The following is a 14,915-nucleotide window of genomic DNA, read 5'->3' on the forward strand; positions in this document are numbered from 1 at the left end:
CGCCATGGACGACCTCGATATCCGCCGCGAGCACCGTTTTTCCGGGGCCAGCCGCATTATTCTGCTCAGCACGCTGCTGTTTGCCGTCCTGGGTATCTGGGCATATTTCGGCAAGCTGGATGAAGTCTCAACCGGCAGCGGGAAAGTGATCCCCAGCTCGCGTGAACAAGTCTTGCAATCACTGGATGGTGGTATTCTCGCCGAACTGACGGTCCGCGAGGGAGATAAAGTGCAGGCCAATCAAATTGTTGCTCGCCTCGACCCCACCCGTTCAGAGTCCAACGTTGGGGAGAGCGCCGCCCGTTATCGCGCCTCACTGGCCTCCAGCGCAAGGCTCAATGCCGAAGTTAACGATCTACCGCTGGTCTTTCCCGATTCGCTGCGCGCCTGGCCGGATCTCATCGCCTCCGAAACTCGCCTGTATAAAAGCCGCCGCGCGCAGCTTGCGGATTCAATGGCGGAACTGCAGGATGCGCTGGTCTCGGTAAATAAAGAATTGGCCATTACTCAGCGACTGGAGAAAAGCGGTGCCGCCAGCCACGTAGAAGTGCTGCGCCTGCAACGCCAAAAAAGCGATCTGGGATTAAAAATCACCGACCTGCGCTCGCAATATTTCGTGCAGGCGCGGGAAGCGCTGTCAAAAGCCAACGCCGAAGTGGATATGCTGGCGGCTATTTTAAAAGGACGCGAGGATTCCGTCACCCGCCTGACCGTACGCGCGCCGATGCGTGGTATTGTGAAAAATATCCAGGTCACCACCATTGGCGGCGTTATTCCGCCCAACGGCGAGATGATGGAGATTGTGCCGCTGGACGATCATCTGCTGATCGAAACCCGCCTGTCGCCGCGTGATATCGCGTTCATCCATCCCGGCCAGCGGGCGCTGGTGAAGATAACCGCCTATGACTACGCCATTTACGGCGGCCTGGAAGGAGTAGTCGAAACCATCTCACCGGACACCATTCAGGATAAAGTGAAACCGGAAATCTTCTATTACCGCGTGTTTATCCGCACCCATCAGGACTTCTTACAGAACAAACTGGGACGCCATTTCTCCATCGTACCGGGCATGATTGCCACAGTGGATATAAAAACAGGTGAAAAAACCATCGTCGACTATTTAATCAAACCGTTTAATCGTGCAAAAGAAGCGCTGCGTGAGCGCTAAATCCTTGAGGATTAGGGGTTGCGGGGGCTGGTCACGCGTGTCACAAGTCTGTTATACTTGTCCTAACACATTGGGGCTGATTCTGGATTCGACGGGATTCGCGAAACCCAAGGTGCATGCCGAGGGGCGGTTGGCCTCGTAAAAAGCCGCAAAAAAATAGTCGCAAACGACGAAAACTACGCTTTAGCAGCTTAATAACCTGCTCTGAGCCCTCTCTCCCTAGCTTCCGCTCTTAAGACGGGGATCAAAGAGAGGTCAAACCCAAAAGAGATCGCGTGGAGGCCCTGCCTGGGGTTGAAGCGTTAAATCTAATCAGGCTAGTCTGGTAGTGGCGTGTCTGTCCGCAGGTGCCAGGCGAATGTAAAGACTGACTAAGCATGTAGTACCGAGGATGTAGGAATTTCGGACGCGGGTTCAACTCCCGCCAGCTCCACCAAATAATTATCCGGATACGTCCGGTGAAGTACAGAAAGCCCGCATGGCACAAGCCCTGCGGGCTTTTTTGTGTCTGCCGTTGTCCGAGAGCATCCGGCTAAATCCAGAGAAAATTGGTACACGTTTAGGTACACGCTATACTGTGAGCCATTAAACGTGTACCAATTATGGAAGGGATCCAGACATGGCGCGCATCACACGCCCCCTAACTAACAACGAAATCCTCAAAGCTAAACCCCGCGAAAAAGACTTCACTTTGCATGATGGTAACGGCCTGTTCTTACTCATCAAAACATCTGGTAAAAAGCTCTGGCGCTTCCGATACCAGCGTCCGGTTAGTAATAGCCGAACTAATCTGAGTCTCGGCTCATACCCTTCGCTTACGCTCGCAGCAGCTCGCCAGATACGCGACCAACATTTAGCTACGCTCGCGCAAGGGATGGATCCTCAACAGCAACAAGAGCAAGCGTCAGAGCAACGTCAGATTGAGCTGGATAGTATTTTCTCAACAGTGGCCGCCAACTGGTTCAAAATGAAAAGCAAAAGCGTCACAGAGGACTACGCGAAAGATATTTGGCGCTCTTTAGATAAGGACGTTTTCCCTGCTATAGGCGTTATACCCGTTCAGGAGATAAAGGCCAGAACGATTATTGAAGCATTAGAGCCAATCAAAGCGCGTGGTGCGCTGGAGACTGTTCGCCGTTTAGTGCAACGTATAAACGAGATAATGATTTATGCAGTTAATACCGGTCTCATTGACGCCAATCCTGCGTCAGGCGTAGGTATGGCTTTTGAGAAACCCAAAAAGCAAAACATGCCAACACTGCGGCCTGAAGAATTGCCGAAGCTAATGCGTTCTTTGGTCATGTCAAACTTATCTGTTCCGACTCGCTGTCTAATTGAATGGCAACTCCTGACTCTCGTGCGTCCATCTGAAGCATCTGGTACTCGTTGGGAAGAGATCGACCTTGAGACCAGACTCTGGACGATTCCAGCCGAAAGGATGAAAGCAAAGCGTGAACACATCGTACCGCTTTCTCCTCAGGCATTAGAGATTCTGGAAGTGATGAAGCCTATAAGTAAGAATCGTGAATACGTTTTTCCAAGTCGTAACGATCCAAATCAACCAATGAATAGCCAGACTGCTAACGCTGCCTTAAAGCGGATTGGCTATGGTGGTAGGTTAGTTGCGCATGGTCTTCGCTCGATAGCAAGCACTGCATTAAATGAATCAGGCTTTAATTCTGACGTTATTGAATCTGCTCTGGCACATTGTGATAAAAACGAAGTTAGGCGCGCATACAACCGCTCCATTTATCTGCCGCAACGCACAAATCTTATGGATTGGTGGGGGAATTTTGTACGTTCTGTTTAAACTAACTTGCTTACTTTTTAACGCTGATCTAAGCTAACTCCATCTTTACGCGAAGGTTTATGTTACTTAAACCTAGTCGGGCGATTAGCCAGACATACAGTATTGAGGACACTTAGGGTTGCGCAAAAGCACTTCTCTAACGATCCTTGATCAGGAGCGTCAGAGAAGTCTTTTGCGCATCCTCTAGGTAAAGATTTAAACAAAGCGGATTTCCGCTTTGTTTTTTTATGGAGAGATTGAATTGAGTATGGCAAAGGGTAATGAAAGCTACGAAGATACACTCATTGATGAGTTCAGTTCTCTCTCGTACTCCAATTTTTCCCTTTACTTAACACCTCATAAAATTTTTATCTGTGGTGGAGATACAAACACTGGAAAGCTGATTCCGCAAAGTTTACGCGACAGGATAATTGCATTCTTTGAGGTTAATGAAGAACATGGTCTCTCAAAATCCTTCATAATGGCCGAAACATTCAAGGATTATTTCCGAGAAAACACATATTCAGATTTGTTTTCATTTGAGGATGATATTGCCAAACTATCCACACTTATAATCATTTGCTTAGAAAGTCCCGGTTCTCTTGTCGAATTAGGCATGTTTGCAAACATTAGCGACCCTAAAAAAATACTTATTTTCGCTCCAGATGAACATGTACAGGCTGAAGACTCATTTATTTACCTGGGTCCTTTATCATATTTAAAACGAAAAGATAAAGAGTCAGTGCATATCTTCCCATGGCCCAGCAACACAGAGATAAATTACCCAGACTTACCATTGGTAATAGAGTGCATAAAAAATAGACTTAAAACCGCAAGTAAAACAACCGCTTTTAATATATCTAACCCTGCACATATAGCATTATTAGTCTACGATATCATCCATACATTCTATCCAATAAAAGACTATGAAATTGAATTAGCATTAATAGCACTCAATATCGAAATAGATGAAAACGTTATAAAGAGACTGCTTTATTTATTACAATCAATGTCTATGATTGGCAAAAAGAAATATAGCAATATAACTTTTTACTACCCTCTGGAAAGTAAAAAAAGAGTTATACTTGGAAAAGATAAACTTGGACGAATAAAAGAATATAAGGCCATGAGAATAAGAGCCGTCACATCATTTGTTCTATCTGATGACGAGGCATCCAGAAAAAGAAAGCTTGCATTATCTGCAATTACAAAAATGCTTGAGGATGACGCCAAATGAGTATACTTAACCAGTTATCCGCCACATTGTTCATGGATAAAGACTCGTTGAAAAGCTTTATCTCGACAGCCCCACGCCGCTATAAGAAATATACCATACCAAAGAGAAGCGGTGATGGAGTTCGTATTATCGCTCAGCCATCTAAGCAAATTAAGTCTTTACAACGATTTACTGCCAACCTGCTTTCTGAACATTTGAAAGTACATTATGCGGCTCATGCCTATGTTCCTGGTAAGGGTATAAAAACTAATGCCGCCGCACACAAAAACAGTCAATTCATATTAAAAATAGACTTTAAGGATTTCTTCCATTCTATTACACCTGATCTTTTCATTAAGACCCTCGAAGCCAATGGGGCTAATATATCAGAAGAAGATAGATTTATCATCGCCCATCTTTTATTCTGGAAACTAAGAGGCAATAGCCCTCTTAGATTGAGTATTGGAGCCCCAACATCCCCGTTAATATCTAACGCAATCATGTATTGTTTTGATGAGGAATTAACAAATTACTGCACTGACTTAAATGTAACTTACACCCGTTACGCCGATGATTTGACCTTTTCATCATTTCATAGTTTAAGCTTAGCGACAATACAGCGCACAGTACAAGCCTTATTAATAAAACATTACAACAGAAAAATCAGAATAAATAGAGATAAAACAATTTTTTGCAACAAAGCTATGAATAGAACCATTACTGGTGTAGTACTAAATAATAGCAATGAATTATCCTTAGGAAGAAAAAAGAAAAGGATGATTAGTTCTTTAGTACATAAATTTTCGTATAGTTTATTAAACCAAAAAGAGATTAATTATCTTAACGGCATATTGGGACATGCTTTTCATATAGAACCTCAATTCATTGAGCGTCTTCAAGTTAAATATGGGCATGACGTTATTGATAAGATTAAGCAGTCAATAACCTATGACGACATCACTTAACCCCCCAAAAGGGTATCATTAGCTTTTCGATACATATCATAATTTCTTTATCGCATCAGCTATTTGATGCGATAACTGCATTAAATATACCCATCTCTTTAACATCCTGATATTCAAAAATATTTAAATGTAATTATCAGCGCGCAATGCTCTCCCCGCCACGCCTGCCCGCTTAAGGGGCCGCTTTTAATGCAGGTGCAAAGGTAGATTCAGGCCGCGCCGCGACTGGCGCTGGCAGGGAGTTCAGGGGTGGGAAAACGCATGCAAAACCATGCACCTTATGGATGCATGGCTTAATTCGGGAAAAATGACGGGATTTACAGGGATTTTTTGACAGGCTACTGCGCGGCCAGTCCGGCGCGTCGACGAGCGTAAATCATGTTCTGTGCAGGGGTGAATTTTTCACGATTATCATCCCGCGAAGGCGCATCAGGCCTGTATCCGATGGCCGTTAAAATATCTTTATCCTGTGCAGAATAATTAATTTCATTTCCTACGGTCAGCCAGACGGAAAGGGCTTCACGGAGATATGCCATCGAACGGTCAAGCGCGCGGTTTTTTATCATCGCGGGCTGGTTTTTAATCTCCATCAGCTCCGGTGCCAGAGCGGCGGCCAGCTCTGCGCCGTTCTGCTGCATAAAATCATGCAGCCGGTTACGGATGCTGATGCGCTGCACCTCCTCATGCGAGAAGATGTAGCGACCGGCGGCCTGATTAACTTCCCATTTTTTTACGTCAATCAGGTCACGCAGCATCGGTAATCTGCGGGAGCCTGATACATTGTCATCCAGCAATAATTCCTGATATTCCTGCATTGCGGCGGCCAGTTCGGTTTTACGGTTCAGCCACGCGGTTTTGTTCGTCTGACAGGCGTCATAGGCCTGCTGTAAGGTCAGAGTGGTCACGGGTTGTCTCTCCTGATTAATGGCGGAACGGCGAGCTGTAGCAGCCTTTTACCCGACGGGGTGCCACGGGGGCTGTCGGCACCGGCGCGGGTTTCTCATCGACGACCGGCGAACGTATCACTTCAAAGATGGACTCATGCGTTTTGAATGTCGCCGAGCAGTGTACATTCTGGCACTGCAGGTAACTCTCTTTGACGCTGTCAGACATATAGCGGCTGGTGCGAACGTGTGCCGCCGTGCGGCAGAAAGGGCAGCGCATCATGACAATAACCCCCGTGCTTTCAGGTCAGCTTCACGTTCCCGCATTTTTTCCTGCCAGACTTTTCGCTGACCGGGCGTGGTCGCAACGTCATGTTCCATATGCGGCAGTGTGGAAGCCGACAGCCCTGTTTTAAACAGCACCGGTTCATCGGTCAGACGGATATTGCAGCCCTTTACGGCCTGTTCAAGCCACGCTTTCACCTGCTGCATTACAACTTTTTCCGGTTCGATATATCCCTGATGCCCGGTCGTATTAGCAAGCGGATTATTCAGAACCAGTATGTTGAGTTTCATTGCTCTGATGAGGGCACTGCAGCTTTCACGCAGGGCAGCATCAAGTTCATGCTCTGCATACTGGCTGAGGACGCTGTGATGTGCCTGACGGTACGCTCTGGCCGTCCGGTCACAGGCTCCCTTAAGGCTGTCCAGCTCAAAAGACAGAACCTCAGCCATATTGTCACATTCCTGCGCCAGTTCCCGCCGTGCCACGCGCGCCAGATGGCGTTGTTTCAGCTCGTCGGTAACGACAGCACCACCGGCACGAAAGGCGGCGCGCCATGCGCCGGAATCATTGCCGTTTTCCTGCTCCAGTTCATTTTTTTGCGTTTGCACCTGGCTGATGGCCGTCGTGGTTTCATCCATACGGCTGGCATTGGCGAGATGCGCCGAGCGGGCAGTCTCAAGGCGTTCCATTGCAGGTTTAAGGTAGTCGGGAATAACAGCGGTCTGAGTCATGTCGGGTCTCCTCTTCGTTTCAATCTGAGGAGATTCTGCCGCGCCAGACACAACAACACGATTCATTGGCGTTGTGGCAAAAATGACACAAACAGACCTTAAAACCCGGCTGGCCAGAGAAAGGTCTCAGGAAAACCTTACTCACTGTTTGTTTTTTTACTAATAACTATTCACTACTGTTCACCTTAAGAAAAAAGATAAGTAATACAGTTAATTAAAGGGTGAACAGTTGAAGGTCTGACTGTTCACCGTCTGTTCACCACTGTTCACCCTTCTGTTTTTCTCTGCCGATACCTTTAGACTTTATTTCGATTAAAGATCGAAAATATATAACTAAAAGAAATAGAAATTGCTGCATTGTAATGCAGTGATTTGCATCTGTTTGCCAGCGTTTGCCTTTGTTTGCCATAGCGAAAAGTCAATGTTTGTTTCCACGAAAATCTCACATGACCTGAGGAAAAATATAGACATAATAAGGAGCTACCCGAAGCCGGACGGACACGACCGGCACCGTATGGACTTTATGAGGTAGCCCGATGCACACCGCTTTTTCTTCCCCGTCTTCTGCCCCTGCCGCGCCGCTGATGCCGGTCTCTGACGCCGTTCATGAGCGTTTTATTCGTCTGCCTGAAGTGATGCATTTATGCGGCCTGTCTCGTTCGACCATTTATGACCTCATCAGCCGGGAAGCTTTCCCGAAACAAATCTCCCTCGGCGGAAAAAATGTGGCGTGGGCGCAGTCTGAAATCACTGCATGGATGGCGGATCGCATTGCCGAACGCAACCGGGGCTATGACGCATGATGACAACTACTCAGCAAACAGCCCCTTTTTCTGGCTTGCTTCTTTTCACCGTTTCCAGGTATAGTTTTCCCGCTGTCGCAAAATCGGCAGCCGGGCGTGAGAACCCGAGTTACTCAGTGGCGACACCGGACGCGCCATGCGTCTTTTTTTGTGTCTATGCCTATGTGCACCTGTTGTTTACGCATCGGTTCTTAAGCCGTTGCTGTATCTGCGTAATGGTGGCTCAGGCGGGGCAGCCTTCGGGCTGGCCGGTACCCATTGAGGCCGGTTTCTCACCCCCGTCTGGGCTACCACCCGAGCGTGAGAACTCCGGTGGTAGCGTTAACCGCTACTCAATGGAGGTTGCCCTTATGGCTACGACCCTCACCCCGTCACATCCGCAGTTTGTCTTTGTATTTGCTGCTGTTCGTCGCGCAGACCTTACCCCCCGTATTTGTATGCTTCGCACCGTTGCCGGTGATGAGCACGCCGCACGCCTTTCTCTCGTTCGCGATTACGTCCTCTCGTTTGCTGGTCGTCTGCCGGTTGCGGAGGTGTGCGCATGAGACACTCCACCATTACCGCCCGTGACCTCGAATGTCTGGAGCATATGCGCAATGTCGGCCAGCTCGTCGGCGACCTGATGCAGGTGCAGGACTGCGCCACTGTTCGTCGTGACCCGGCGCAGCACTTACAGCTCACCTCCGTGATTTACCTCATGACCGCCCAGCTCGACGGTGTGGTCGAACGCTGCAATCAGCAGTGGCTGACCGGGGAGGGTAACGTATGAAAAAGCCATTACCACCCGTATTACGCGCCGCGCTGTATCGTCGTGCCGTGGCCTGTGCATGGCTGACCCTGTGCGAACGCCAGCACCGCTACCCACACCTCACCCTCGACGCGCTGGAAAGCGCCATTGCCGCCGAGCTGGAGGGCTTCTACCTGCGCCAGCATGGCGAGGAAAAAGGCCGCCAGATTGCCTGTGCGTTACTGGAAGATTTAATGGAAGCCGGACCACTCAAAGCCACGCCGTCGCTGTCCTTTCTCGGGCTGGCCGTGATGGATGAGCTTTGCGCCCGTCATATCACCGCACCGGTACTGCACTGAGGGAGAAAACAACGATGAAAATGAACGTAACAGAAACGGTAAAACAGGCGTGCGGCCACTGGCCGCGCATTCTCCCTGCGCTGGGTGTGAAGGTGATTAAAAACCGCCATCAGTCCTGCCCGGTGTGCGGTGGCTCTGACCGCTTCCGCTTTGACGATAAAGAAGGGCGCGGGACGTGGTTCTGCAATCAGTGTGGCGCGGGTGACGGGCTTAAGCTGGTAGAAAAAGTGTTTGGCGTGACTCCCTCAGAGGCCGCCGGGAAGGTGAACGCCGTGACCGGCAACCTGCCGCCGGTTGCCCCGGAAGTGATTGCGACCGCAGAGGCCGAAACTGTGGCCGACCGCAAAGCGGCGGCCGCGCTGGCCGTCAGGCTCATGGAGAAAACCCGACCAGCCACAGGCAATGCCTACCTCACCCGCAAGGGTTTCCCCGTTCTGGGATGTCTGACGCTCACCGTCATGCATAAAACCGGCGGCGTGACGTTCCGCGCCGGGGATGTGGTTGTCCCGCTGTATGACGATACCGGCGCACTGGTTAACCTTCAGCTTATCAATGCTGACGGTCTCAAACGCACCCTGAAAGGCGGTCAGGTCAAAGGGGCATGTCATGTCATCGAAGGGAAAAAACAGGCCGGAAAACGCCTGTGGATTGCAGAGGGTTATGCGACCGCGCTCACCGTGCATCACCTGACCGGCGAAACCGTTATGGTGGCGCTGTCGTCCGTGAACCTCCTTTCTCTGGCGAGCCTTGCCCGTCAGAAACACCCGGCCTGTCAGATTGTGCTCGCCGCCGACCGTGACCTTAACGGTGACGGCCAGAACAAAGCCGCGGCGGCCGCAGAAGCCTGTGAAGGCATTGTCGCCCTGCCGCCGGTGTTCGGTGACTGGAATGATGCGTTTATAGAGAAAGGAGAGGAGGCCACGCGGAAAGCCATTTATGACGCCATCCGGCCACCGGCGCAAAGTCCATTTGATACCATGAGCGAGGCGGAATTTACCGCCATGAGCGCCAGCGACAAGGCTTTGCGGGTGCATGAGCACTACGGCGAAGCGCTGGCTGTGGATGCGAACGGCCAGCTCCTGTCCCGCTATGAAAACGGCATCTGGAAAAATATCCCTGCCGCCACTTTTTCACGGAATGTGGCTGATTTATTCCAGCGCTTACGTGCCCCGTTCTCATCGGGGAAAATTGCCTCGGTGGTGGAGACCCTGAAACTGATTATTCCGCAGCAGGATACACCGGCGCGCCGTCTGATTGGCTTTCGCAACGGGGTACTCGATACTCAAAGCGGCGTATTCAGCCCGCACCACAAATCGCACTGGCTGCGCACGTTGTGCGATGTGGATTTCACCCCGCCGGTGGAGGGGGAAACGCTGGAGACGCACGCGCCGAACTTCTGGCGCTGGCTCGACCGTGCGGCCGGTAAAAACCCACAAAAACGCGACGTGATTCTGGCCGCGCTGTTTATGGTGCTGGCGAACCGTTACGACTGGCAGCTCTTTCTCGAAGTCACCGGTCCGGGTGGGAGTGGCAAAAGTATTCTGGCTGAAATCGCGACCCTGCTCGCCGGAGAGGATAACGCCACGTCAGCCGATATCGACACACTGGAAGACCCGCGCAAGCGTGCCTCCCTGATTGGCTTCTCGCTAATCCGTCTGCCAGACCAGGAAAAATGGAGCGGCGACGGCGCAGGGCTTAAGGCCATCACCGGCGGCGATGCGGTCTCGGTTGACCCGAAATACCAGAACCCGTACTCAACACATATTCCGGCAGTGATTCTGGCCGTGAACAACAACCCGATGCGCTTCACCGACCGCAGCGGCGGGGTGTCACGTCGCCGGGTGATTATTCACTTCCCGGAGCAGATTGCCCCGGAAGAGCGCGACCCGCAGCTCAGGGATAAAATTGCGCGCGAGCTGGCCGTTATCGTGCGCCAGCTTATGCAGAAATTCAGCGACCCGATGGCAGCGCGCACTCTGCTCCAGTCGCAGCAGAACTCCGATGAAGCGCTCAGCATCAAGCGTGATGCTGACCCGACGTTTGATTTTTGTGGCTATCTGGAAATGCTGCCGCAGACCAACGGGATGTTTATAGGTAATGCCAGCATCGTCCCGCGTAATTACCGCAAATATCTCTATCACGCGTATCTGGCCTATATGGAAGCTAACGGATACAGGAACGTGCTCAGCCTGAAAATGTTCGGGCTGGGGCTGCCCATGATGCTGAAAGAGTACGGCCTGAATTATGAGAAGCGGCACACCAAGCAGGGGATACAAACCAACCTGTCGCTGAAAGAGGAAAGCTACGGCGACTGGCTGCCGAAGTGCGACGAACCTGCAACAACATAACCAACCTCAGACCGGCAACAGCCGGTCTTTTCCTTTCCGACCATTGCCACAGGGTGAACAATCCACTGTTCACCCTTCACCGTATATTCACCCTGTATCACTATGAAATTATTGATAAAAAACAAGAGGTGAACAGAGTGAACAGTAAAACCTAAAAAAACTTTTTATCCCCCGCGTATCGCCTGGCCGGGCGTATCCAGAACGAACAAAAATCACAAAGGTGAAGAGTCGACTGTTCACTCTTCACCAACTCATCACCACCTAACCACATGATATAAAATGAGAAACAACCGAGGTGAACAGTGTGAACAGTTAAATGCAAAAAAACTTTTTTTCTGTGCTTATTGTTTAAAAAAAAGACCACATGAAAAAGGTGACACATTTCTAAAGAGGGATCGTATTACTATGACATTTCATAATTGGTACACGTTTAGGTACACAACTGAAAGTTGAATACGGAAAAATCCTTTATATTTAATACATTGAGAAATTTATTCAGACTCCGCCAGCCCACCAATCATGATTGGACAGTGATAGTACATCACTAGCAAAAACAGGAAGTTAGAAGTCTCAGCAGAACACCGACCAGACGGTGAGGGGACAAAAAAGGATACGCAAAGGAGCCGCAACTCCCGAGTGACATAAAAGCCCGCTTATGCGGGCTTTTTCGTTTTTGTTCACCAGCAAGCAAACCGCTGTATCATGGCAGTATGAAGATGAGCTAAGGATAAGCTTTTGTATCAGCTCAATGTTCATATAAAAACATTTCGAACTTTGGTGAACAAAACTACATAGGGATAACTTTATGTCTCTTCGTTTCAGACAAACCTTTACTCTGTTTCCCGGCGTTAGGCTCAACATTGGCAAGCGTGGAATAAGCGCAAGCATTGGCGTGCCTGGCGCAACTGTCAATGTTGGGAAAAAAGGAGTCAGAGCGACCGTCGGACTACCGGGCACAGGCTTATCTTATACTACACCTACTCTGCCCTATGATGATGGGCGCTCAGTTACCAATCCATTAAATCCGGCCTCTACAGAACCTCATTTGGGAATGCCCGAGGCATCTCCAAGTAACACACCATCGAACGCTAAAATATATATGCCAATGGCTGGCATGAATGAAATATCCAGCGCTTCGGTAGAAGTCCTGACAAGCACCTCCCTTTTACCTTTACGAGATTTGATTGCTAAAGCGCGAGAACAAAGAGCAGAGATAAAAGCAGATCTACAAGAGGCTCTTGCTGAAGAATCAAAACAAAAGAGCGAGCTGGTTCGACGCAAATCAAGTCTATTCCGTTGGTTTTACAAACGACGCATCGCAGAACTTGAGACAGTACTCCCCCTAACCCAAGCAGAGATATCTCGCCTAGTATCCTGGGAAGACAACACAAAAATAGCCATAACATTCGAGAGCAGTGATACATCACAGCGCGCATATGCAGCGATGGTCCGTGCATTTGATATGTTAAAATCGAGTGTCAAAAAATGGGATATTACTGCAGATAAAGCTACAGACCAGTTTGCCGAAAGAACATTAGCAACCCGTTCTGTTAATCGTCATCCAGTTACCTTTGATTTCAGTTCAACGGATCTCATTCAATTCACAGGGCGCGCGATGCGGTTTGAAAATGTGAATGGCGACGATATTTTGCTTTATCCTGGAGTTGCAGTCATACCACGAGCTGATGGGGCGTTCGCTCTGATTGATTTACGCGAATTACAAATCAGTTCAGAATATCGAAGATTCCATGAGGAAGAAGGTATTCCCAGTGACTCAAGCATAGATGGGTATACATGGGCGAAAACGAATAAGAATGGCTCACCAGACCGTCGATTTAAAGACAACTACCAAATCCCTATTTGCATTTATGGAAATATTACTTTCCATTCTCAAACGGGGGTAACTGAAGAATATATGGTATCAAATGCAGATGCCACGCAAGCCTTTGCTGAGGCAGTAAAACGCTATCAAACCTCACTCACAGAAACTGAAGCGTTGGTACAGGCCTAACTTATCGCAAATATAGGGTGTCGGGGCAGGAGGTTCAAACCCTCTCGTGCCGACCAAAAACCCTCGAAGAAACAGCCTGTTACGGCTGTTTTTTATGCCTGTTTTCTGAATGGGGAATAATCGGGGAAAAACCCCGACACAAAACATCGGCTTTACCGTAAAGTTTCAGCTATTCACATAACCGGGCACTCATCAAACTCCGCGTTCCTAGCATCATTAATGATGTACGTGATCACCCCGAATATAGAGGGTGCAGAACTGTAACCGCCATCATCTTCTGGCAGCACCTCCCTTCTCCCGTTTTCCAGATTTATCAGGTGGGGCTGAGGGTGAGTTCGGTATCGCTTGATCCTGAATTCCCCGTCAATTGCGCATATCAGCCGTGGAGCCAACTTATTCTGGTTAGCAACTCAAATGGGCCATAAAGGGCCAGAAATGCTGTTCAGGCATTATGGAAGGTACTTGAAGGAGTATGATAATAATACCTCTATGAATGCATTGAAAAAAATAATTTTATGACAAATAATCCCTGCTTCAAAACGAAGCAGGGATTCTTAGAATGGTGGAACCGAGTTGGGTTGGATTAGGTGGGTTAGCAGCCAGTATTTTATCGGCACTGGCTGCATATTTAGCCATAAGACAAACTATGCTTCAAAGAAAAGCGTCTTTAAAACCACAATTAATTATCAATAACTTAGAAATTAAAGACAATTTATTAAGCAAAAATAATTTTACAAGCAAGCCTTTTGAAAAGACTTCAATAGATGACTTACACCCAACGTTAGTAAATGCTGGTTCTGGGGCAGCATTGAACGTAACAACAGAATGGTCATACCCTCAGTCACAAAAATTAAGCTGGCTTATCAATAAATTACAGGTAATAAATCAGTCCAAATCCCTAGAATACAAAGTAATTGATTTTAGGAACATTACAGCATATAGAGTAGATGGTGGATTAGAAAACGTTATATATCCACAAAGAGGAAATGAGCAAATTAATTATATTTTGCCACTTAATGTAGAGAAGGGTCCTAAAAAAATAACGATACCACCTTTAATTTTATGCATTCTTCTTAATGAAACAAATTTCAGAATGTTAATTAATAGTAAATTAGATAAAAGAATTGAAGGACCTTCATTGAGAATTACTTACTATGATGTAGAAGGTAAAAGATTCGAAATAAACTATATTACCAATTACATTGTGAAAGAAGTTAGTTTCACAGCAACAACAAACACTTACAGTGGCACTTTATCATTTGAAGTTATAAAAAATAACAGGACCTCGCGTGTACTTAAAAGGATACGCAAAAGCTACGCAGATTATATGGAAGAACACGATTACAATAAAAACAAACAGTTATAACATTCCGGACGCTGGTTCAACTCCCGACAGCTTAGCAGTCTCAGCAGGACACCGACCAGACGGTGAGGGGACAAAAAAGGATACGCAAAGGAGCCGCGGCTCCCGAGTGATAAAAAAGCCCGCTTAAGCGGGCTTTTTTATGCTCTTTGACCCGTCCTGAATAGCGTTGGCACGTTCCAGACTTAAATCCGGAGAACGTGATGATAGATGAATACGAACAAGCAGATTAATTTCCTGATACCCCTTTTTATTTAACAGTGAA

14 protein-coding genes, 1 other RNA gene and 2 pseudogenes are annotated in these 14,915 nt (G+C 48.2%); 13 read left to right on the top strand and 4 right to left on the bottom strand.

The annotated features are described in order from the left end of the window. Positions 1 to 4: 4 nt before the first annotated feature. The 5 genes from WN16_RS21605 (at position 5) to WN16_RS21625 (ending at position 5,138) form a co-directional block, all read left to right on the top strand. Positions 5 to 1,168 carry an HlyD family efflux transporter periplasmic adaptor subunit gene (locus WN16_RS21605; RefSeq protein WP_085951585.1) on the top strand — a complete coding sequence of 388 codons (1,164 nt, stop codon included), beginning with the start codon at positions 5 to 7 and terminating at the stop codon, positions 1,166 to 1,168. A gap of 72 nt (positions 1,169 to 1,240) precedes the next feature. Continuing rightward, positions 1,241 to 1,604: a transfer-messenger RNA gene (ssrA, locus tag WN16_RS21610) on the top strand. 183 nt (positions 1,605 to 1,787) lie between these two features. Beyond that, positions 1,788 to 2,978: an integrase domain-containing protein gene (locus tag WN16_RS21615; protein WP_032259655.1), complete on the top strand. Its 1,191-nt coding sequence runs from the start codon at positions 1,788 to 1,790 to the stop codon at positions 2,976 to 2,978. Positions 2,979 to 3,225: 247 nt separating this feature from the next. Further along, positions 3,226 to 4,194 (top strand): retron St85 family effector protein, encoded by a 969-nt coding sequence (locus WN16_RS21620; RefSeq protein WP_058586981.1) that lies wholly within the window; start codon positions 3,226 to 3,228, stop codon positions 4,192 to 4,194. Further along, complete coding sequence (locus tag WN16_RS21625) at positions 4,191 to 5,138, top strand: retron St85 family RNA-directed DNA polymerase (RefSeq protein ID WP_032259657.1); 948 nt, start codon at positions 4,191 to 4,193, stop codon at positions 5,136 to 5,138. Before WN16_RS21620 ends, WN16_RS21625 begins: the two co-directional genes overlap by 4 nt. Before the next feature lie 338 nt (positions 5,139 to 5,476). Here WN16_RS21625 and WN16_RS21630 read toward each other — a convergent pair whose 3' ends face one another. From WN16_RS21630 to WN16_RS21640, 3 genes are read right to left on the bottom strand one after another with little or no spacing between them, the layout of a single operon-like run. Continuing rightward, the gene (locus WN16_RS21630; RefSeq protein WP_032259659.1) at positions 5,477 to 6,043 is read right to left on the bottom strand and encodes a phage polarity suppression protein; all 567 of its coding nucleotides are present in this window, start codon (positions 6,041 to 6,043) and stop codon (positions 5,477 to 5,479) included. Positions 6,044 to 6,059: 16 nt separating this feature from the next. Then, positions 6,060 to 6,305 (bottom strand): ogr/Delta-like zinc finger family protein, encoded by a 246-nt coding sequence (locus tag WN16_RS21635; RefSeq protein ID WP_000984205.1) that lies wholly within the window; start codon positions 6,303 to 6,305, stop codon positions 6,060 to 6,062. Further along, positions 6,302 to 7,039 carry a hypothetical protein gene (locus WN16_RS21640; protein WP_058586982.1) on the bottom strand — a complete coding sequence of 246 codons (738 nt, stop codon included), beginning with the start codon at positions 7,037 to 7,039 and terminating at the stop codon, positions 6,302 to 6,304. The genes WN16_RS21635 and WN16_RS21640 overlap by 4 nt, the downstream gene beginning before the upstream one ends. A 536-nt stretch (positions 7,040 to 7,575) precedes the next feature. Between WN16_RS21640 and WN16_RS21645 the strand changes: the two genes are divergently transcribed. The 6 genes from WN16_RS21645 to WN16_RS21670 all read left to right on the top strand — a co-directional run bounded on the left by WN16_RS21645 (position 7,576) and on the right by WN16_RS21670 (position 13,287). Beyond that, entirely contained in the window at positions 7,576 to 7,842 is a 267-nt protein-coding gene (locus tag WN16_RS21645; protein ID WP_000556585.1) for an AlpA family transcriptional regulator, read from the top strand. Beyond that, positions 7,839 to 8,387: a host cell division inhibitor Icd-like protein gene (locus tag WN16_RS21650; protein ID WP_064735514.1), complete on the top strand. Its 549-nt coding sequence runs from the start codon at positions 7,839 to 7,841 to the stop codon at positions 8,385 to 8,387. Before WN16_RS21645 ends, WN16_RS21650 begins: the two co-directional genes overlap by 4 nt. After that, positions 8,384 to 8,611 carry a hypothetical protein gene (locus WN16_RS21655; RefSeq protein ID WP_032259662.1) on the top strand — a complete coding sequence of 76 codons (228 nt, stop codon included), beginning with the start codon at positions 8,384 to 8,386 and terminating at the stop codon, positions 8,609 to 8,611. Before WN16_RS21650 ends, WN16_RS21655 begins: the two co-directional genes overlap by 4 nt. Continuing rightward, a complete protein-coding gene (locus tag WN16_RS21660) occupies positions 8,608 to 8,928 on the top strand; it encodes a DUF5375 domain-containing protein (protein WP_003844498.1) in 321 nt (106 codons plus the stop codon). Before WN16_RS21655 ends, WN16_RS21660 begins: the two co-directional genes overlap by 4 nt. Positions 8,929 to 8,942: 14 nt before the next feature. After that, positions 8,943 to 11,276, top strand: a complete 2,334-nt coding sequence (locus WN16_RS21665) for a primase-helicase zinc-binding domain-containing protein (RefSeq protein ID WP_064503148.1) — start codon at positions 8,943 to 8,945, stop codon at positions 11,274 to 11,276. 805 nt (positions 11,277 to 12,081) lie between these two features. Then, positions 12,082 to 13,287: a DUF4236 domain-containing protein gene (locus WN16_RS21670; RefSeq protein WP_044699584.1), complete on the top strand. Its 1,206-nt coding sequence runs from the start codon at positions 12,082 to 12,084 to the stop codon at positions 13,285 to 13,287. A 173-nt stretch (positions 13,288 to 13,460) separates the two neighbouring features. Here WN16_RS21670 and WN16_RS21675 read toward each other — a convergent pair. Then, positions 13,461 to 13,667 (bottom strand): annotated as a pseudogene (locus WN16_RS21675) (LexA family transcriptional regulator); the annotation flags it as partial. Between WN16_RS21675 and WN16_RS24645 the strand changes: the two are divergent. Next, a pseudogene (locus WN16_RS24645) lies at positions 13,642 to 13,806 on the top strand (integrase); the annotation flags it as partial. The pseudogenes WN16_RS21675 and WN16_RS24645 sit on opposite strands and share 26 nt — an antisense overlap. Before the next feature lie 40 nt (positions 13,807 to 13,846). After that, positions 13,847 to 14,653: a hypothetical protein gene (locus tag WN16_RS21685; protein WP_044699586.1), complete on the top strand. Its 807-nt coding sequence runs from the start codon at positions 13,847 to 13,849 to the stop codon at positions 14,651 to 14,653. The last annotated feature ends 262 nt before the right edge of the window (positions 14,654 to 14,915 follow it).

Source organism: Citrobacter sp. ABFQG (assembly GCF_004322975.1).
In the GTDB taxonomy this organism is placed as follows: Bacteria; Pseudomonadota; Gammaproteobacteria; order Enterobacterales; family Enterobacteriaceae; genus Citrobacter; species Citrobacter freundii.